Raw genomic sequence first — 20697 nt, 5'->3', positions numbered from 1 at the left:
CTCTAAGGCAATTATATCCTCATTTTAGGTGATCATCAAAAAAACGTAGCGTCACTTGGTTTACAGCAGTATGCACCTCTGCTGGATCATCATTCGGCGCCAAGAGCACAGGCGCATACAGCGGGAGATCAGAGAAGCTAATATGATTGGTATTTGGAAGTATGATAGAATTCGCACCCGCTTTTAACATACGTTCTCTTCTCGCAAAGACTTCTTCCATATTTTCCTTGTGCCACGCTTTTGTCTGCCCGGTCTGCTCAAATACTTCTTCATCTGTGAATGATGCCAAAGTTTCATAGAATATTTCTTGATCCAATGATGTATCAGCAGCCATCAGCAAGAGTGGTTTATGAAGTTTTTGTGGCATATTATCTAAACCAAAAATGCCACCATCCATATTCATAGCTACTTTAATTCTGTCATCGTGTAAAAGCATATACACCGCAGTAGCCCCACCATACGAATGTCCCAACATCCCGATTCGGCCTAAATCCATCGTATTGTGAAATGGAGCACTTTGGTTTAAGGCTTCCAGGTGATCGAGTACAAACTTACTATTAGATGCCCAGATACGCATATGTGTATCCAGTTCCTCATAACCAGCACGCGGCAAGTTCGGATATTGATTCTTCATTACTTCCCCATCCGGAAACACAGTTGCTGCTGCGTACGTTGGATGATCGAAACCAATGACGATATACCCATGGCTGGCCAATTCTTCTAACTGAAATGTATTTTGATTTCGAACACCACCTAAGCCATGAGAAAACAGGAGAACAGGATAAGAGGATTGGCGAGGAGATAAAGGAGCATCCATGTAAGCATGTGTAGCGATAACCTCTAAATGCCGAAGTGTGAAGCTGGGGAAACCAAGCATGTGCGATAAACTCGCGGTTACCTCAGGACCATCGACCATATATGGGCTTCTTTCCTGATCGATGATAGCTTCTGTCGGATACCATACTTGAATCATAAGTTCATGACGATTACCTTGCAGATGAAGGATCTTGGTCCCAACCGCATGATTTCCGGTTGGTTGCGGAAATGTAAACATCGGTAGAAAGCAAGGTAGTGCGAAAGAAAAAAAAACGTATATGATGATGAGACTCACACCGAGTACCTTTTTCCATTTTTTTCGGCTGTGTCGATTATACTTTAGAGCAAACATATATAGAATCGAGAAGATCGGAATTAAATAAACAAACATCATCTGCCATCTGGTATCTACAATCACTTGAATCAAGTTAACAACAGAAATGGCCACAACAACAACGATCTTCCTTCTCATACAAGATCCACCTGTCATGACCCACACCAGCACTCCCACATTCAACATGAATACCAGAATCTCTAACTTATACATCTCCTTCTCATCCTCTCACATTTTTACATTCAGAGTTTAACAAGGACTTTCTATTTTGTTACGCAAATCTTACTTGTTTATTAAGTGCTTTTACATGTAATCTCATCTCTCTTAACTCCTTACTTGTTTTTACATATGGGTGCATAGGGAACCCCTCCGTAGATGGCGGCTTGTTCAGCAAAACTCGACTTCACCGTACCATAAATCACATCTGAAACGCGGGTAGCCAGTGTCAAAAACTCCAAAAATGAAACTTGCCATCTCTTTAATTCTCCCCATCTCAAATCTGGACAATTGATACCCCTTTTCTGTAAACGATGACGGAAACGATCACGTAAAGCATGATCATCACTAAATAACACCAGTGATGTAACAGCTTGCGCTTCTATGATTTGATCTAGCCATCGACTTAACTCCTCTTCTGATTGTGCCGTCTCTGGAAAGTAGTGCATAAACTCTCTACGCCGAATCGCGACACCCATGTCAAAATACGGAACTTCTGCCAGAATCTCTTGATAGATCGTTTGCGGTTGAAAATAAGCTTGATAAGTTTGCGTCATCATCGCGTGCCATTCTGATCTGGTATAGTCGTGCAAGGTCAACGCTCGACTACTTTCAATCAATATGGTTTGTAGATCATCGAACCGTCTTAGCTCATCTGCTTCCGCACCTAGACGTTGTTGCGGCAACCCTTCCCATGCTTGATGTGCTGAACTTTGGTAAGGATACCAAAACTCGCCAGGTAGCCATTCCGATAAACTGAGATCAATCTTCACACTCGGATTAAGATCAATGGGCATAAATCCTTGATTCAAAAGAAAGAAGGCATGAAATCCCTCTTCTCTCATCGCGCGAATATGATCCAGTGTATTGGATCGCGAAGCTTCCCCACCCGGCCAGTAATATAGTGGTTCCCGTCCCAGCACCTCGGCAAGTACAATCCCTGAGCATAGCATCCGCATGCGATTTCCAAAACCAGCCTGTGGACTGAGAATAAGTTTTCCTTTTTCGATCATAACCCTCTCCTTTAGTTATTCATATAAATTGATCACGAAGTAATTTAAGGAGTATTCCGATGAATATGTATATCCCTTCTCTACACTACGTTATGCATATTCACCTCATGCCAAAAAAACACGCCTGCGCGTGTTTTGGTCTCTACTCCAATGGCTAGCTATACACGACGCTCATCAGATAGCCTTTATCATCTAAGTAAATCGATTACTCATGAGATCAGTCCAAATAATGCCAATTCTTACGAAGTAAAAAAAGCCATCCCCACAGGGACGGCTCTATTCGCTTATTTCTTCGTGATCTTCACATCATCTACGCCAGCTTCCACTAAGCTTCCAGAACCCTTATCCGCCGCTTCAAATTGAATATAGATCTTTTGCCCTGCGTAAGCACTGATATCGATTGATTGATCGGTCCATGCCGCATCTACATCGCTACTTGATCCTAATCTTTGGAATAATTGTTGTTGATTTCCGTTTTCATCAATCAGCTTAATTCGGAAATAGTCATCACTACTGGAATTGGAATAGTGACTGAAGTAATAAGATGTTGAAAGGTTTAATGATTCACCATTTTGTAGAGATGGAAGTGTAATTTGCTTGGAGCGAATTGTGGTGGCTCCGCCATCAATATCATAGTAGCCCGCAGACCAACCGGAGCGGCCATCGGTAACTAAGTCGTAGCTACCACTTTTCGTTGTACCCAATTGCTTAGGCCCACTATAGTTGGTGTCAGATGGGTTTGCACGTTCCCATGTACCTGCAGTCGCATCGTCAGAGCCTGATGGATTGGTTGTCCAATTTTGGTTACGCTCAAAATCATCTTCAAAAACAATTTCTGGATCTTCGCCACCGTCATCACCACAGTACTGCCCTTGTTTTCCAATCACAGAGTAGACACAATCCGCTTTCTCTGTTAAATAAAGAATGGCATCACGGTTACGACTCGTCTCTCTTTGAATCACTTCATCTGGAGGATAAAATCCAGGGTTAGATGATGTCGGGTACATCTCGAATGTGAATGCGAAGATATTCTGATCTCCGTATGCCCAGTCGGTCATATCCCCATCTGTAACATAAAGATCGCTCGATTGTTGTGGATCATATCCGTTTGTTCCTGCCATGGTGTTTGCTAGGGAGACAAACACATCATGATCATCTTGTGACATATCACTTGGTACATTTTCATACGTATACCCATATGGATATAGAATTAACTCACTATATGTGTGGAATGAAACAGAGGCTGTGATTTGCTGTTTCCCACCGATGACACGACTCAAGATAAAATCACGAAGAGCAGCCGTCTCAGGTGCAGAAAATGGACTATTTCCGCGATAGGTGTCACTAGATGGACTACCACTCGATCCACCACAACAACCCCATTTGTAACCATAGTTTCGGTTTAAATCTGTTCCAACGTAGGAAGACCCACTATTGGTTTGACGATTTTTTCGCCAGTAGCTGTAACTATCATTACGGATATCGTATTCGCTACCATCTGGATTCAAATTAAACACGATGTAGATTTCGCGTGAATTAACTAGATTGGTAACCTGTGAGTCTGATCCATATTCATCAGTAAACAAATCTAAAAGATAAAGTGTCATCTCTACAGTTAAATGTTCACGTGCATGGTGAGAACCTACATAAAGCACTTCGGGTTCCTCTTCATCCACATTGGGATTATCACTAATTTTCACTGCCCACAATTCACGATTTTCATAAGTTTTTCCAATACTAAATTTTTTGACAATATTGGAATGATCAGCGGCTGCTTGTTCAATCTTCGCTACCATTTCATCATAATTGTGATAATTGGAATCTCCCTCTGGAAAATCAAAAGGCTTAAATTGTTCACTAACTGGAAATTTCAATTTTTTAATTTGATTCACTTCGTCTGGATTGGCGATTATGACAACATAATCTTTTCCTACTTCTTCAATAGTAGCGCCTGTCCGAACAATGGATGTACGTTGTTCTTTGGTCGTCACATGGTCAACGGTATACATCTTACGCTCGTCAGGAGCCTCTTTAGTCGCGGCAGCTTGTACATTCATCAATAGCGGACTACAGATTAATATGAGTAGCAACGCTGTAACTGCCAGTAACCGAATTTTTTTCACAATACACATCCCCCTCAAGTTTGGAAATTAAGCACACGATAATTCGTCACTGACAAGAGATCAGATTACAAGCTCCCTAGTCATTTTTATAATATATCTAATATATAGAAAATTCAATAGTTTGATGAAAATGTGTGAACTTTATTGATAAAATGTAAAAAATCCCCCTTATTTCGGTTAAACGACACGACCGAATAAAGAGGATTTTTTACTAGAATATAAGCGCTAAACCAAACCAGATGATCATAGCAGTTAAGATAAAGAATTTGACGAATGTACCACCTATAAATCCAACCACCGTTCCAAAGGCGATCTTTAGGGCATCTTCCTTCGATTTTCGCAAGATCAATTCTAACAGAAGGACAAGTACAAATGGTCCAATCAATATGCCTATGGGTCCCATAATGAAGGGAAATACAATGACACCTACAGCAGCTGCTATCATCGACCATGTGGAACCACCATATTTCTTAGCCACTACTCCACCTGAAATATAGTCAATGACGATAAGCATAATCGTAATCAATGTCATGGAAATCCAAAATACCCAACCAAATTCAGTATCATTAATAAAGAAATGATAAATCAAAAAACCACCTAATATAAATGGCGCATCTGGTAAGCCAGGTGCAACTAATCCCGCATATGCGAGTAAAAATAATATGCCAATTATGATCCACCAAATTATTTCCACCAGTATCTTCCTCTCTTGTTTGTCTTATATTTTTCCAGTCGCCATCATTTGATCTAATGACAACGCAATAGCCGCTTTAATATGTGAGAAGGTGAGCCCACCTTGTAAAAACACTGTATAGGGTGGCCGCAATGGCCCATCTGCTGATAACTCAATACTTGCACCTTGAACAAATGTTCCCGCCGCCATAATTACCGGGTCTAAGTAACCCGGCATTGCAGCCGGAACAGGTGAAATGTGCGCATCTACAGGAGAAGCTGCTTGGATACCTTGACAAAAAGCAATCAGTAGTTCTGGCTCTCCCAAGTGGACTTGTTGAATAATATCTGTACGCTGTTCATCCCAACTCGGTGAAGTTTTAAAGCCGAGTAAATCTAACATTGCAGCAGTAAAAACCGCACCTTTTCGTGCTTCCCCCACGACATGGGGTGCAAGAAATAAGCCTTGAAAGTAATCACGTAAATAACCATGGGTAGCGCCACCTTCTACACCGATTCCAGGTGCCACTAAGCGTGAAGCTGCTTGTTTTACATATTTCATCTTACCTGCTATGTATCCACCCGATTTGGCTAACCCACCACCCGGGTTTTTGATTAATGATCCCGCAATTAGGTCAGCTCCGACATGGGTCGGTTCTATTTGTTCTACAAATTCTCCATAACAGTTATCCACAAAGATAATCAGATCAGAACGAATTTGCCTGATTTTCTTAATCATAGCTTGAATTCGTTCGATCGAGAATGAGGGACGATCCGCATAGCCGCGAGATCTTTGAATCGCGATCAAACGAGTTCGCTGCGAAATTGCCTTTTCCAGCGCTAAGAAATCCACCTCCTGGTGATCGGTCAGCGAAATAGCTTGGTAAGTAATATCAAAATCGGCCAATGAACCACTTCCATCTTTACCTTTACCGATCACCTGCTCCAACGTATCGTAGGGTTCTCCTGTTAAGTAAATGAATGCATCTCCAGGCCGGAGAATACCAAATAGACAAGATGTAATGGCATGTGTACCTGATGTGATATGCGGACGCACGATGGCCATTTCAGCACCCATCAGCTCAGCAAAAATTTGTTCAAGCGTCTCTCTTCCCATATCATCATAACCATAGCCAGTTGAGGCTTGCAAATGTTGCTCACTGACCCGATGTTTGCGAAAACTAGTCAGGACACGCCACTGATGATGATCTACCTCTTTTTCAATACGCCGAATCATCGGATCAATTTTTTGTTCGACGCGCTCGATCATTACTTTAATTTCTGTATCATTTTTTAATTGTTTCTCCACCCAACACCATTCCTACCCAATTTCTTATACTTGATTCTCAAATACAACTGATTTTAAATCACGCGATAATTGTTCAAATGCCAATTTAGACATTCGGACTTGCATCCGCATATACTCTTCTTCTGAAGTAACATGTAAGACTTCGCCAGCGCGATATAACTCTGCAATCCATTCTCCACGTGCAACAGGAAGTTCGATTTGTGCCCTCACATCGTCACGCTGCATATGGCTTTCTATTTTTTCTTTTAGGTACACAATATCCCTATCATTTTTTGCCGTTATTTGAATCCGATCCTGTATGTTCTTTTCCACCTCATGAAGATGAGATAAATCTTTTTTATTATATATCATTAATGTTGGAAGGTGACCAGCATCCAAATCGGTCAGTACTTGTTCTACAGCATTTATTTGCGCTGTCATCTCTGGATGACTCATATCTACTACATGAAGAAGCAAATTAGCTTCTCTCACTTGTTCCAGTGTAGACCGAAAAGCGGCTATTAAGTGATGTGGTAAGTTTCGAATAAAACCTACGGTATCCGTAATCAACACTTCTTTGCCGCTTGGTAATTCAAGAGATCTGGTAGTCGGATCAAGCGTTGCAAAGAGCTGATTTTCTGCTAATACGTCAGCCCCTGTCAGCTTGTTCAATAATGTCGATTTTCCAGCATTGGTGTAGCCTACTAATGCAATCTGATATAAAGATTGTTTTGAACGCCTTTCTTGATGAAGACGTCGATGTTTCTTTACATCTTCTAAATGCTTTTTTAAGTCAGAGATCTGGTTGCGAATATGACGACGATCCGTCTCTAATTTTTTTTCACCAGGCCCCCTCGTCCCTATTCCCCCGCCTAAGCGGGACATTTCTTTCCCTTTCCCTGTTAAGCGTGGAAGCATATATTGAAGCTGAGCCAATTCCACTTGAAGGCGACCTTCTTTGGTCTGAGCACGTCGTGCAAATATATCTAATATGAGCTGCGTTCGATCAATTACTTTACAAGGAAATACCGCTTCCAGATGAAAAATCTGCGCAGGGCTTAACTCTTGATCAAATATAACCAAGTCAATATCATCTGTTTCAGCAAGATCCGCAATCTCAGTTGCTTTTCCTTTTCCCACTAACCATTTCGCATCATAGCGATCTCGAAATTGGAAGACGGTGTGAATCGGTTCTGCACCTGCAGTCTCCGTTAATTGCTCTAGTTCTGATACGGTCGCTCGAATTTCCCATTCTTTTTGCTTCTGTCCGCATCCTACTAGAATGGCGCGTTCACGTTGGTGTTCTCCATTCAGTTCGATCTTCATCCATTCCTTTCATCATACTACTACTTTTCATTTTAATTATACCATGTAGGAACCTTATTTTTCTCTTTTAACGATTCAAATTGAAAATCTTCTCCGCGTAAAGTCATCAACTCGCTTCGGCTCGGACCCGGGTGTCTTAGAATGCGCACAGCGTGTTGACGAATCGCCTGTTCAATCATGTTACGAATATAGCGTGCATTTCCGAAATTCCCATCCATTTGTTTCCGTAAATGTATACGTATCTTATTATTAGCAGAAGAAGAAAGACAATATTCTCGTTCGCCTACCATTTGCATCGTAATTTGCATCAATTGCTCTAAATCAAAATTTGGAAAGCGAAGTTGAATCGGAAAACGTGAGGGTAGACCTGGGTTTGTATTCAAGAAACATTCCATCTCATTGGAGTAGCCTGCTAATATTAAGACAAATTCATTTTTAAAGTCTTCCATCGCTTTCACCATTGTATCAATGGCTTCACGACCAAAATCTTTGTCGCCACCTCTTGCTAAGGAGTAAGCCTCATCAATAAATAGTATCCCACCCAATGCTTTTTGTACATGCTCCCGTGTTTTTTGAGCGGTATGACCAATATATTCACCAACTAAATCAGCTCGCTCCACTTCCACTAGATGTCCTTTTGATAATACGCCCATCTCTTTTAATAAGGTGCTTAAAATACGAGCAACGGTTGTTTTACCCGTCCCAGGGTTGCCTGTAAAAATCATATGCAGCACTTGTTGTTCCGTTAATAAGCCAGCTTCTCGTCTTCTTTTTCCGATTTCAAGCCAGGCATAAATTTCTTTGATGAATTTTTTTACTTGGTCAATACCCACTAGTTGATTTAAGCTTGTGAAACAAGCATGAAGAGCTTCTTGTTCGATTCCTGTATCTGTCCAAACGGAATCCCGCATCGAACATGTCGCCTCTTTATTTTGCTCAAAAACCACATGGATTTGATGCTTACTTGTTCCCGCCATGACTCTTCTGCTCATTCTTTTCACTCCTCCACTTCGATTCACTCTCCACTATACGCATTCGCCCAATTTTTGGTGAAAAACAAAATACCACCTCAAAGGTGGTATCAGATTGGTAAGACCATATCCTCATTGATGTGATATTGTAAATTTAATAGATGTTGTATTCTGTTCTAGAAAATAAGTCTCCTTTGTATTCTTCTGATGAATCCCCCTTTATTTACAATCCATTTCATTGCTTACTTAGTTGTTGGAGTGCCTATATCTATGCTAACAGATTGTATTTCAAGAAGTTATTGTTTGACTTCTTTACTTATTCATTTAGGTGGTAAAGCGCTTTTTTCTATCATTTGAACAGATGAGCGAAGAAATATAATCTTATGTGTTTTTGATGCGCTTATCTAGGAGTAAAAAAGAATACAACATGTGGTGTTAGTTGAAAATTCTATCCCTCAGGCACCATCTATATAAATATGAATAGACTAAACATATCATCATAAGTTAAAATCCATTCAATTAAAATATAGGGATGAAGACATTAGGATAAGGAGGGTCTATATGCCTCATCCGCCCAAGCTCCTGGCGTTAGAAACGATCCCCGTTTCAGAGTTACCACTGGGACAACAATGTAGTGAATGTTGCGTAGAGTGTTTGGATATTTCATTGTGTCATTGTCCAGGTCCCATTTTTTGCCCTTTCAGCATAACACAATGTCTTACATGTACAACTACAGACGCTGTGACTACTGTTATGAATGCAAGTACTAAAATAGTAAGAACACCTACAGGACAAATTAATCTTTCCTATAAAAAAAGTACACATCCGATATTGCAAAAGATAACGATTAAAACACAAAAAACACCTGTAGTGATGATACGTACTTTTAAAGTTCCACATTCGTTTAAGAAAAAAGAAACCTTGGTTATATTAAAAGAGAAGAATGGGAGAAAACAGCGTATTTTCATAGATCATTTCCATTGATCCTTTGTTTTTCTTATCATTTGGGACTCTCAACCTATAGAACAAAAGTAATCCTCTTTGATCAAAGAGGATTACTTTTGTTCTATTTGCAACTTGAATAAAGTTTTGTAGTTACTTTTTTGGCGTTACGCCATCCCATGTGTCATGACTAATAAACATAAAAGTCCAATAGTGCCCCTTAGATCCACCTTCTGCATATCCAATACCAATATACTCCCATTTTTTATTATAGATTCCCTTACCATTTGGTTTATTGATCCACCCTTTTGTGACTGCTTCAGGTGTTGCTTGACGAATTTTATTGGTTTCAGCTGCAACTCCAGGGACTCCAAATGTATTCAGCATGTCACGTAATGATCCATATACAGGAGATCCATGACCATAATAATTTTGATCTCTCATATCCTCTGCTTTCGCTCTAGCGGTTTTTGTTAGTAATTCACTTAATTTGAGAGGAGGCAAGTCAACTTTATCTCTTTCAATATTTATAATTTGCAGTACACTTTCTGCATATTGCTGACTTTTGCTTATTTCAGACTTTGATTCAGAATGTTCCTTTTTACTAAGATCTAACTCCTCCTCCTGTTTAGATGATGCTTTCTCCAAAGCTACCGGTTCCTGTTTAGGAGCTTCTTTCTCCGTCTTTTCTAAGTCCTTTGACTCTTTTTCAGGAATTTCTTCTGAAGCAATTGTAACGATCTCTGGAGATTGATCTATTGGTTGTTCTTCTCCTACTTCTGCTTCTAATATTTCATTTTGTGTAACTGTTGAGGAAGAAAGATTTGAACACGCTGAGAGTACGATTAAAGCAAAGAGTGAATATAAAACTAAGTTTTTATTTTCCATATTATTCCACCTTAAGTTTATATTAGGTATTTGGGTAAGCCAAAAGAATGGCAACATGCTTGAACTTAACAATATACATAACATCTTAAAAGATAACATTAATCAAAAGTAAAAATCAAATATAAATATAGATATAAGTCGAAAAAATGTGTTGAATTACCGTATAGAGAAATGCTAGGGCTACTGCGGTAAATCAACAAAGTCAAATTTATCAGCATAACATTCAACCCGAGCGGATAATATCGGGTTTCATTAAATCTATCACCTTTTTTTGATAGCTTCATATAATATATGAGTGGTTTTCTTCTCAATTATAATAGAAAGCTGAGGTGATAATAAATGACAAAATATGTCGCCAAAAATGATACGGAAATTGAAATTGTTGATGCCAGTTGCTTAGAAAAAATCCTTCATTCAGAGGAAGTTTGTTGTTCATATATACTACCTCCAATTTCAGGAACACTAAGAGAATTCTTTAATGCGATTAGTGGTTCATCAGTAGTATTTGTGACAGTAAGCAATGTTTCATCTTCACTTCTTACACTGGTAGTGAATAACCTACAAAGTGTTGATATTGAACCTGGAGGGTGTGCAACAGTTTACATTTCTCGTGCAAGAACACTTGCGCTATTAAATCAACAAGATCTCGAGGGTGTAGCCAAAATAAAAATGAAAGTCGTATTTGATATCTCCTGTTAGCAAGTTTAATCGATGTGTATAGGTTGACAGCTTAGTCGTAGGAATTTAACAACCTAAAAGGAGAACTACCAACAAGTAACAAGGTAGTTCTCCTTTTAGGTTGTTTCGAACCAGGCAATCATTTATTTCCTCCATTGAGACTCACCACGCTTGAAAGCTTGGTTTTCTTGGGTAGTCAGCGCACATAATTCATTTCTGTTTCGTACAACTCCCAAGCTAAGGAGTGTCTCACCCCCCACATGAGCAGTGCTCATTTTACAGGCTATTGAGACTTTCTCAACAGCCTGATACCACCTCAAAGGTGGTATTTTTTTAATCATCATTCAGCTACTTTTTCTTCTTCATTTGCCATCAGAGAGACATACCGCACCGGTGTGAAAGTAGAAATTGCATGCTTGTATACCATCTGTTGTTTTCCTTCACTTTCAATGATAATCGTAAAGTTATCAAATCCACGTATGACTCCACGAATTTGAAATCCATTTACCAAAAAAATCGTAACGGGTACCGATTCTTTGCGGATCTGGTTGAGAAATGCATCCTGAATATTGATGGATTGTTTCAAAATCCGTACCTCCTATGTATTTTTAGCCTAGTTAAACCTATTCTTCAGATTGATTAAACTTTCCTGCCACTAATTTCTTAATCTCTTGCCAAACATCAGGTTGAGTCATGTCAAACCAGTTTATATCATCATTCCTTCGAAACCACGACAGTTGCCGTTTCGCATACTTTCTGGTCCCTTGTTTCAACACACGAACGGCTTCCTCATAGGAGATTTCACCATTTAAATACCACATCATCTCTTTATAACCGATGGCTTGCATAGAAGTCAATCCAAGGTGATAACCCTTCGCTTTTAACGTTTCCACCTCTTCGATTAAACCCCTTTTTAACATGTGATCAACACGTTGGTTGATCCGTTCATACAAAAGTTCCCTCGGCATGGTAAGACCCAGCCACAATACGTCAAAAGGCGAGCTCCCCTTTCGTTTTAATTGCGAAAAGGGCGTACCCGTTACTTCATGCACTTCTAACGCACGAATTACACGCCTTACATCATTGGGATGTAGTTTTTTAGCCGACTCTGGATCCACTTGAAAGAGTTGTTGGTGAAGATATGCGACTCCTTTTTGTTCGGCCATAGCGACGTAACGCCTGCGAATTTCAGGATGTTCAGTAACATCTGGCATCTCATACTCATAAATAACAGATTCAATATAGAGACCGGTGCCTCCAACAATGAGCGGAATCGCACCTCGGTTTGTAATATCGGCAATGCATGCCCTAGCTTGTTGCTGATAATCCTGAACTGAAAAAGATTGATCTGGCGTTACTAAGTCAATCATATGATGAGGAATTTGTGTACGCTCCACTGTCGTTGCTTTTGCTGTCCCAATATCCATTCCTTGATAAACCTGCATAGAATCACCCGAGATAATCTCCCCGTGCAAAGAATGAGCTAACGACATGCTAGTCGCTGTTTTACCCACAGCTGTAGGCCCTGTAATAACAAGTACTTTCGGCTTCATAACAGCCCTCCTGTCTACGGTTTGATTATCCCCCAAGCAAAACGTGATGAACGATGACGTATGGTAAATCCTAGTCGTTCAAATTCTCCACTCTGAGGTCTCTCTTTGAGAAATACACCTTTTCTCGCCACACGAACGGCTTCCTTTACTGCTTTGGCTGAAAGTGCTGCATTATTCGTAAGTGGTTTTAATGATTGCATCGCTTTAGAAGCTTGAATCGTATGACGAAACATCGGATCAAATAAGACGATATCTACTGAGTCGCTCTCACACACGGATAAATAATCCTCATAATTTTGATTGACCACTGTAATTCTTCCCATCGCCTCTTGTAATGCTTTTCGATCAGTCTGATAAGACTGTAAACCTGCTTGCACAATGACAGCAATAGCGGTTTCACTTTCCAGTGCAATCACTTTGCCTTTCGCCCCAACTGCATACGAAGCAACAATCGCGTCTGCTCCCATTCCCATGGTACAATCTAACACCGTATCTCCCGCTTGCATTTGTGTTGCAGTAACCATCACATCAGGTTGATTGGATTGTAAATGTTTAATGCGGAGAGCCGACATATTAGGATGGAAGAAAAAAACTTCTCCTGTTCGACTCACACAGCGCAACTCTTTTTTGGTCACAACCAGCGCATACACGTCTGAAGTTTGTTGAAACAATTCTGGTAAGTTATATTTTTGGCGTTCTACATAGGGTACTTCTAATGAAGACGCCAATTGTTCAGCCTTCGTTCGTTCTAAATTTCTTGGTTGAAAAGAAGTCGTTACAAACAAAATCTTACATCACCCGCTTAAACATTTTCTCAAGTTCATATGTGCTGAAATGGATAAAGATCGGTCTACCATGTGGGCAGGTAAAAGGATTTTCGCAATGGTGTAATTGCTCGATCAGCTTCTCCATCTCATCCTTACGCAAATGGCGATTTGCCTTAATCGCAGCTTTACAAGACATCATTTTAGCACTTTCGTCACGCAATAGCGCCGTGTCAATCTTCCCTTGTTTTTGTAGCCAAGTTACGATTTCAAAAATTAAGCCTTCTACATCTTGTTCAGGAAACCAGTTTGGATAGGAACGTATGAGGAAGGTGGTTCCGCCAAATGGCTCTATATCTAAACCCCACTCTTGTAAATCCGTTACGTAAGTTTGCAAGCACAAAGCTTCTGTAGCCGTACATTCCACCGTAAGTGGGACAAGTAGCGCTTGCTGCCCGTGATTTTTCTCTTTCATTTTACGAACAAATTTTTCATAGTATATCCGTTCATGCGCTGCATGTTGATCAAACAAATAAAATCCATCTTCTGCTTGCGCCACTACATAGGTGCCATGTATCTGGCCAATTGGTAATAGTTGCGGCAGTCGATTTACTGGAGATTTGGACTCCTCCTCCATCTCCCCCATTTCTAATTTTTCTTCTTTTATTTCTTCCGATATAGGTGGCATAGGTTCCGCTACTGGCTTCGACAACTGCGTGAAAGAGGATTGATAAACGGGGCGTGGTCTCTCTCGCACTTGCTCACGCTCTTTGTTCCAGTCAAATGAAGATTGCACAGGTTTAATCTCCGGTCTTTCTTTTTTTTCCAATTGTAACTTGGGAATGAAGGTTTGCTTAGAAAAAGTCGCCTTTAATAACTTTTCAATTTGTAAGCAAAGCTCTTTTTCTTTCGAAAGACGGACCTCAAGCTTAGCTGGGTGAACATTGACATCGAGTAGTTTGGCGTCCATATTCACATAAACCACTCCGAGCGGAAAGCGCCCCACTGGGAGTAAAGTCGCATAGGCTCTTAGTATCGCTTGTGTAATCGGTATCGAGCGTACATACCGACCATTTACAATTAAGGAGATATAATTACGACTTGCACGTGTCACTTCTGGTTTACTCATATAACCCCAAATCTTAAAGTCGAGATCTTCATCGGCAAAATCGACCATATGGCGGGTCACTTGCTTCCCGTATAGGGCATGAAGTACATGTAAGCTTTTCCCATCTCCTGCTGAACGAAATAGTTCCTTCCCATTATGAGATAAGCTAAAGCTAATTTTTGGATGTGCTAAGGCTAATCGCCCAACCACATCAGCAACATGACCCACTTCAGTATTGATCGTTTTTAAATACTTTAAACGGGCCGGTGTATTAAAAAATAAATCTTTCACTTCTACTTCCGTTCCCAATGGGCGCGATGTAAGTTCTGTCTTCATTGCACCAGCACCTGCTATAGAGACTGTACACGCAGCCTGCTCAGGATCAGATGCAGTCGTTAGGCGTACTTTAGAAACTGAGGCAATACTTGGAAGTGCTTCACCGCGAAAACCTAACGTTCTTATAGTAGAGAGGTCCCGTTCATGTTTAATTTTACTGGTTGCATGCCGCCCAAATGCCAGTTTAGCATCTTCCTGATCCATTCCGAGACCGTTATCAATCACACGGATGAGGGAGATTCCACCTTCTTCTAGATAAATCTGAATACGATCAGCATCGGCATCAATTGCATTTTCCATCAACTCTTTCACAATAGAGGCGGGTCTTTCCACCACTTCACCAGCAGCAATCTGATTCGCTAAATGATCAGATAGCACTTGAATCTTCCCCACCATTTTCACCTCTCTTCTTACTTTAAAGTTTTCTGAAGTTCCATAATAAATTGCATGGCTTCAAATGGCGTTTGATTCATCAAATCAAACTTTTGCACTTTTTTCACTAAATCTTTATGTTGCTTTCCATCATTTTTCCCTTTCTCAACTGGGGTTTCAAATAATGAAAGTTGAGCCGTCTGTCCCGTGTGCTGATTTGATCCGTTGGAAAGTCTCCCTTCCAAATCATGTAACAGCTTGCGAGCCCGCTCAACGACAGCTACTGGTAACCCAGCCAACTCAGCTACATGAATCCCATAGCTTTTATCTGCTCCACCCGGAACAATACGATGCAAAAAAACGACTTTTCCATCTTCTTCAACACACTGGGCATGCACATTAACTAATCGTGAAAGTGAACACTCCAATTCCGTTAACTCATGATAATGTGTGGAAAACAACGTTTTAGCACCTATTTCCTCATGGATAAACTCGACAATGGCTTGTGCCAGTGCCATGCCATCATAAGTAGATGTACCACGCCCCACTTCATCTAACAGGATCAAGCTCTGTGAAGTAGCCGCTTTAAGTGCATGACAAGTTTCAGCCATTTCTACCATAAATGTACTGCGGCCCCCCACTAAATCATCTGCGGCCCCAATCCGTGTAAAAATGCGATCTACAATAGATATTTTGGCTTCAGTAGCAGGCACAAAGCTCCCCACCTGTGCGAGAATGGTAATCAATGCAACCTGACGCATATACGTGCTTTTCCCTGCCATATTGGGTCCTGTAATTAGATAGATTTGTTGTTGATCATTCGATAGTTCTGTATCATTTGCTACAAAAGCTTCTATATCGGATACTGCTTCTACGACTGGATGCCGTCCAGCATGAATCGACAGTTCATTTTGTTCATGAATCTGCGGCCGACAATATTGAAATTTTTTAGCGACCCTAGCAAATGCGTGTAGAACATCTAATCGCGCGACTTCTTCACCCAATTCTTGTAAACGTCTTATCTCAGATGCAATTTGATCTCGCACTTGCACAAATAAAGTATGCTCTAATTCAATCGACTTTTCAGCGGCATTTAAGATCAGCTGTTCACGTTCCTTTAATTCAGGTGTGATAAAGCGCTCGGCATTACTTAGCGTCTGCTTTCTTTGATATCTGCCTTCTGGTAACAGACGGAGGTTAGATTTTGTTACTTCGATGTAATAACCAAACACTCGATTATAACCGATTTTAAGTGATTTAATCCCTGTCGCTTCACGTTCTTTTTGTTCGAGTTCAGCCAACCACGATTTCCCATTTGTTTGAATGGAGCGTAACTCATCTAGCTGTGGATCATAGCCAACACAAATCATATTTCCCTCTTTAATCGAGATGGGCGGATCATCTACAATCGCCCCCTCAATAAAATGAAATAGATCGGTACAAGGATCCATATTTTTCCCAATCTCTTGTAAAAACGCAAATGAGCTTCCCTCTAAACGCTCTTTTAGAACTGGGATGGCTCCAAGTGAACGTTTTACCGCATTCAAATCACGGGCATTTGCCGATCCATAGGAGATACGAGCGACCAAGCGTTCCAAATCATAAACACGCCGTAAATCATCATGCACTTCATCTAATAGAATGAAATCTTCTAACAGCGCTGCAACCGTATTTTGCCTAGCAAGTATTGCTTCTTTTTGAAGTAACGGCTTGTCCAACCATTTCTTGAGTAACCGACTTCCCATAGCTGTTGCAGTTTGGTCCAGCAACCATAATAAGGAACCTTTTTTCTTACCCTCTCCTAAGGTACGGTTCAACTCCAAATTTCGCCTAGCAGCATCATCCAAAGTCATATATTGCTTCGTCTGGTATCTATGCAAACGCTTTAAATGGCCTAATGATTTCTTTTGTGTTTCATGCAAGTATGCATATAGCAGTTTTGTCACCTTTTTTAAGCTAGGACTTGTACATACTTCGTCATACTCTAAAAATTGCTTGCGTATTAATTCCTCATCTACTTTTGTCTCACTTAGAGAAAAGGGCGTAAACACATAAGATTGATGCATGGATATTTCAGCTGTAGTTAGCTGATGATCCAGTACCACTTCTTTAGGTTGATACGTACTTACTTCATCCCAGATCGTGGCTAGCGACCCTATTTGTTCTGTGATATGACACTCACCAGTCGATAAATCTACCGCAATTAAGCCCACACTTGCCTCATCTTCTGCTATTAATACTAAGAAATTGTTTTCCTGATCGTTTAACATGCTTTCTTCCATGATCGTCCCAGGCGTGATGACACGAACAACTTCACGCTTCACAACGCCTTTACCACTTGGGTTTTCAACTTGTTCACAAATCGCTACTTTGTACCCTCTGTCAATCAATTTCTCAATATAAGTACTGGCAGAATGATAAGGAACCCCACACATGGGGATTCGCTTATTTCCACCGTCTCTACTTGTTAAAGTGATTTCCAATTCTTCTGCCGCTTTTAAGGCATCATCGAAAAACAACTCATAAAAATCCCCTAATCGAAAAAATAAAAACGCATCCTGATAATTGTCTTTTATAGTTAAGTATTGCTGCATCATCGGAGTATATTTTGCCACATTCTCTTCCTCCGGACCTAGTTTTTTTCCTCATCTATTTTAACATGTTTAACACACTTTCGATATTGCTTCCTTTAATCTTTATCTTGAAATGGTGGAATCCGCCATTGTTTTCGAAAGTCAGTGCGTTCATCCCAACTCATTCCTGAGATCAGATAGGAATAAAATAGATCTAGTGTTTTTTTGTAAACGCGATAATCATCTAGTTCTTTTAAATCTTCCCATAAATACTGGATGATCTCTTTAATTTCGTCTTTATCACCCCTATAATAAGCCTGTTGCATCTCTAAATGTTCAAGGGGCTGATATTGAAGTTGCTTATAGTTGGCAACAATGACTTGCGCAGCCATAAATACGCCTTTACACAACATAGGTGAAATCAACCAACTGGGAGGGGTTCGATATTCAAAGCCACCATGTGGTTGATAACGAAAATCACCCAAAAAACCATATTTCGGTCTTCTCGCTTTGCCACGATCATCTTCAATGTTAACAAGGGGTAGGGTTAAGTAATTATCTAATGCCCGTAAAAGTTTAAAGTCAGGTTGAATTCCACTAAAATGAATATGTCCTCCTAGCGGAAAGCCTTTATAGGGCATGGCTCCTGTCAACCATTTTGAGGGTACATTTTTCATTTTCCGTGCAGCAAATAGCAGCCCTTTATAAATGTTGACGACCAATGTGTGCGGATCTGAAGTAGGATCTGGCCTTACTTCAACAATTGGCTTATTCGCATGATTTTGCCCCATCCAAATCGCATCACACCCGACTTTCCCTTTTAGTGGAAAATATTTCGAGGCGATTAACAAGTGACCTTTGGGCGATTGCATTACAAATTCAGGATCGGCACCAAGGACGACTTCATTTAATTGATGGTCGATTTGGGTCTGATTGGCATACTGTGCGATCGCTTTTCCAAATTCCTGCGCCATAATCAAATTTACTTTTGGTGTAGGATAAACTTGTATAACTAAAGTTCGACGACCGATACCAATCCCACATTTAACAATGCCATAATCTAATCCAAGCGCATATATAGCACGAATCGAAAGATTACGAACTCTTCTTACTTCTTTACTATTATCTTGAGAGGAAATTTTCTTGAAAGATCGCTTATATTTTTTATTGCTATTCGATACCAGCTGGGCACTCTCTTGAGATTGATAAATAAATATGGCTTTCGTCTGAAACACGCCTACCACATATTCGCGTAAAATACTTTTGCTTCCCGCAACTGCAATTCCATGTAAATTGAGGATTTTGGTTTGCGTTTCCAGCTTTTGCGCTTGATTTACCATTTTCTCAGGGTTTAGTGTAAGTACATAATCTGATACATACAAATCTTTTGCGTCCAGTCGAATTGATGAGGTTAACCGTTGACTCTTCGTAATAATAAGTTCTTGTAATCGCTTTTCATTGTCAACCGCTTGACTAGGAAGGGTAACGGCTCCCATAACCTTTCCCCTTTCTCTCATACACACGCCTGTTGTATATCATTCCTGTATGATGTCATATGGTATGTATCTAAATTGAAAAACGTTAGTTTCAATAAAAAAGAGGGCGAGCGCCCTCTTTTTCAGAAATCAGAAACGTTTTAGTCCGTTAGATCATCTAATATAATATCTCCATCCAAGTGCTCAAAATCATCTGCTTCATCACCAACATATTCGCTGACATAATCTTTTTCATCTGTATTTGCTAGCTCCATCGGGTAAACGGGCACACAGATTTTGGTTTCTCCAACCAATTCCACTTGAAATTCTTTTTCAACACGAATATTGATTCCCTCAGAATTAGAAGCAATTGATGCTTCAACGCAGTTAGGTACTTGCGTGACGGCTGTACTTACTGCTACAGAGGTATCACGTGTATGTTGATCGTAGTAGTTGAGTGGTACCTGTTCAGTATAACTCACGGTTTCTTTAATGACGTCTGTCTTTGTATTCCCTTTAGCTGACACCCAGATATTAATGTCATAGGTTCCTTGGACTTCAACGGCTTCCCCGACTTTATGACACTCGTATTTGTGATTAATGACCCACGCTCCAAGTATGGTGTGAATTGGAGTGGATGGCTTTAAAGCGTGGGATACTTGGGAAAATTTGCGTCCTTTTCCACACACTGCTTTCGTAATAATATGTCGATATTCAATAGCTTTCTCACTTTGTGACAAGATGCTCCCTCCTCATAAAACTTCGTTCATTTACAAGTGTATGCAGGGCATTCGTCTAGAGTGCCAAAAACCCTACAGAAAATCTGTAGGGTTTTGAAAAAATCAGGAGCAACCACAAGAGCCACCGCTTCCGCATCCCGATTCAACCGGGTTTCCGACTTCAACTTCTATTTTTTGTGAGACTGTGTCTCCTATAATTTGTTGAATCATTTGTATCAAATCATTTGCTGCGACTTGAGACTGTTGATATTCCATCACAATGGGCAATCCATCTAACCGTTCATTCATGTCTACTAAATTTTGCTCAATTTGTTTCAAATGTTCATGCTTATGATAGTGTTTCGCATGAACCAGTTCCTTCTGCTTCTTTTTAATTTGTACAATTAATTGTTGAACACTATCGCTCTGATTAACTTGCTCTTCTGCAGCGCGAAAACGAATAATTTCTTCACATTTTGCTATTTGTTCCGCACATTTTCGCGCTTGTTTCAGAACTGGATGATCCACAA

General features: G+C 40.3%; 18 protein-coding genes. 2 read left to right on the top strand and 16 right to left on the bottom strand.

The features are described 5' to 3' along the window. Positions 1-19: 19 nt before the first annotated feature. From IC619_RS10985 to IC619_RS10955, 7 genes are all read right to left on the bottom strand, one after another. Entirely contained in the window at positions 20-1288 is a 1269-nt protein-coding gene (locus tag IC619_RS10985) for an alpha/beta hydrolase family protein (RefSeq protein WP_191139718.1), read from the bottom strand. Between the two features lie 194 nt (positions 1289-1482). Beyond that, the gene (locus IC619_RS10980; protein ID WP_191139719.1) at positions 1483-2379 is read right to left on the bottom strand and encodes an O-fucosyltransferase family protein; all 897 of its coding nucleotides are present in this window, start codon (positions 2377-2379) and stop codon (positions 1483-1485) included. A 284-nt stretch (positions 2380-2663) separates the two neighbouring features. Next, positions 2664-4502, bottom strand: a complete 1839-nt coding sequence (locus IC619_RS10975; RefSeq protein WP_213260888.1) for a M14 family metallopeptidase — start codon at positions 4500-4502, stop codon at positions 2664-2666. A 211-nt stretch (positions 4503-4713) separates the two neighbouring features. After that, entirely contained in the window at positions 4714-5196 is a 483-nt protein-coding gene (locus IC619_RS10970; protein ID WP_191139721.1) for a DUF456 family protein, read from the bottom strand. Positions 5197-5220: 24 nt separating this feature from the next. Continuing rightward, the gene (locus IC619_RS10965) at positions 5221-6483 is read right to left on the bottom strand and encodes a methionine gamma-lyase family protein (RefSeq protein WP_430624110.1); all 1263 of its coding nucleotides are present in this window, start codon (positions 6481-6483) and stop codon (positions 5221-5223) included. Between the two features lie 24 nt (positions 6484-6507). Continuing rightward, positions 6508-7788: a GTPase HflX gene (gene hflX / locus IC619_RS10960; protein ID WP_191139722.1), complete on the bottom strand. Its 1281-nt coding sequence runs from the start codon at positions 7786-7788 to the stop codon at positions 6508-6510. 32 nt (positions 7789-7820) lie between these two features. Continuing rightward, positions 7821-8780 carry an AAA family ATPase gene (locus tag IC619_RS10955; protein ID WP_191139723.1) on the bottom strand — a complete coding sequence of 320 codons (960 nt, stop codon included), beginning with the start codon at positions 8778-8780 and terminating at the stop codon, positions 7821-7823. 540 nt (positions 8781-9320) lie between these two features. On the opposite strand from IC619_RS10955, the gene IC619_RS10950 reads away from it, so the two are divergent. Continuing rightward, complete coding sequence (locus IC619_RS10950; protein WP_191139724.1) at positions 9321-9743, top strand: hypothetical protein; 423 nt, start codon at positions 9321-9323, stop codon at positions 9741-9743. 111 nt (positions 9744-9854) lie between these two features. Here IC619_RS10950 and IC619_RS10945 read toward each other — a convergent pair whose 3' ends face one another. After that, complete coding sequence (locus IC619_RS10945; RefSeq protein ID WP_191139725.1) at positions 9855-10589, bottom strand: CAP domain-containing protein; 735 nt, start codon at positions 10587-10589, stop codon at positions 9855-9857. Between the two features lie 339 nt (positions 10590-10928). On the opposite strand from IC619_RS10945, the gene IC619_RS10940 reads away from it, so the two are divergent. Next, the gene (locus IC619_RS10940; protein WP_191139726.1) at positions 10929-11288 is read left to right on the top strand and encodes a hypothetical protein; all 360 of its coding nucleotides are present in this window, start codon (positions 10929-10931) and stop codon (positions 11286-11288) included. Positions 11289-11607: 319 nt separating this feature from the next. Here IC619_RS10940 and hfq read toward each other — a convergent pair whose 3' ends face one another. The 8 genes from hfq to IC619_RS10900 form a co-directional block, all read right to left on the bottom strand. Further along, on the bottom strand, positions 11608-11853 hold the full coding sequence (gene hfq / locus IC619_RS10935) for an RNA chaperone Hfq (RefSeq protein WP_191139727.1): 246 nt from the start codon (positions 11851-11853) through the stop codon (positions 11608-11610). A gap of 37 nt (positions 11854-11890) precedes the next feature. Continuing rightward, positions 11891-12820 carry a tRNA (adenosine(37)-N6)-dimethylallyltransferase MiaA gene (gene miaA / locus IC619_RS10930; protein ID WP_191139728.1) on the bottom strand — a complete coding sequence of 310 codons (930 nt, stop codon included), beginning with the start codon at positions 12818-12820 and terminating at the stop codon, positions 11891-11893. A 14-nt stretch (positions 12821-12834) separates the two neighbouring features. Continuing rightward, positions 12835-13605 (bottom strand): class I SAM-dependent methyltransferase, encoded by a 771-nt coding sequence (locus IC619_RS10925; RefSeq protein ID WP_191139729.1) that lies wholly within the window; start codon positions 13603-13605, stop codon positions 12835-12837. Between the two features lie 4 nt (positions 13606-13609). Beyond that, positions 13610-15421: a DNA mismatch repair endonuclease MutL gene (gene mutL / locus IC619_RS10920; RefSeq protein ID WP_191139730.1), complete on the bottom strand. Its 1812-nt coding sequence runs from the start codon at positions 15419-15421 to the stop codon at positions 13610-13612. Positions 15422-15438: 17 nt separating this feature from the next. Beyond that, positions 15439-18015 (bottom strand): DNA mismatch repair protein MutS, encoded by a 2577-nt coding sequence (gene mutS, locus IC619_RS10915; RefSeq protein ID WP_191139731.1) that lies wholly within the window; start codon positions 18013-18015, stop codon positions 15439-15441. 74 nt (positions 18016-18089) lie between these two features. Beyond that, on the bottom strand, positions 18090-19469 hold the full coding sequence (locus tag IC619_RS10910; protein WP_191139732.1) for a putative amidoligase domain-containing protein: 1380 nt from the start codon (positions 19467-19469) through the stop codon (positions 18090-18092). Positions 19470-19609: 140 nt separating this feature from the next. After that, positions 19610-20188 (bottom strand): outer spore coat protein CotE, encoded by a 579-nt coding sequence (gene cotE / locus IC619_RS10905; RefSeq protein ID WP_191139733.1) that lies wholly within the window; start codon positions 20186-20188, stop codon positions 19610-19612. A gap of 102 nt (positions 20189-20290) precedes the next feature. Then, positions 20291-20695: a YlbF family regulator gene (locus tag IC619_RS10900; protein WP_191139734.1), complete on the bottom strand. Its 405-nt coding sequence runs from the start codon at positions 20693-20695 to the stop codon at positions 20291-20293. Between the last annotated feature and the right edge of the window lie 2 nt (positions 20696-20697).

This window comes from Polycladospora coralii, from assembly GCF_014773435.2.
In the GTDB taxonomy this organism is placed as follows: Bacteria; Bacillota; Bacilli; order Thermoactinomycetales; family Thermoactinomycetaceae; genus Polycladospora; species Polycladospora coralii.
The sequence above is the reverse complement of the archived record's forward strand: the minus strand, read 5'-3'. Positions and strand labels throughout refer to the sequence as shown.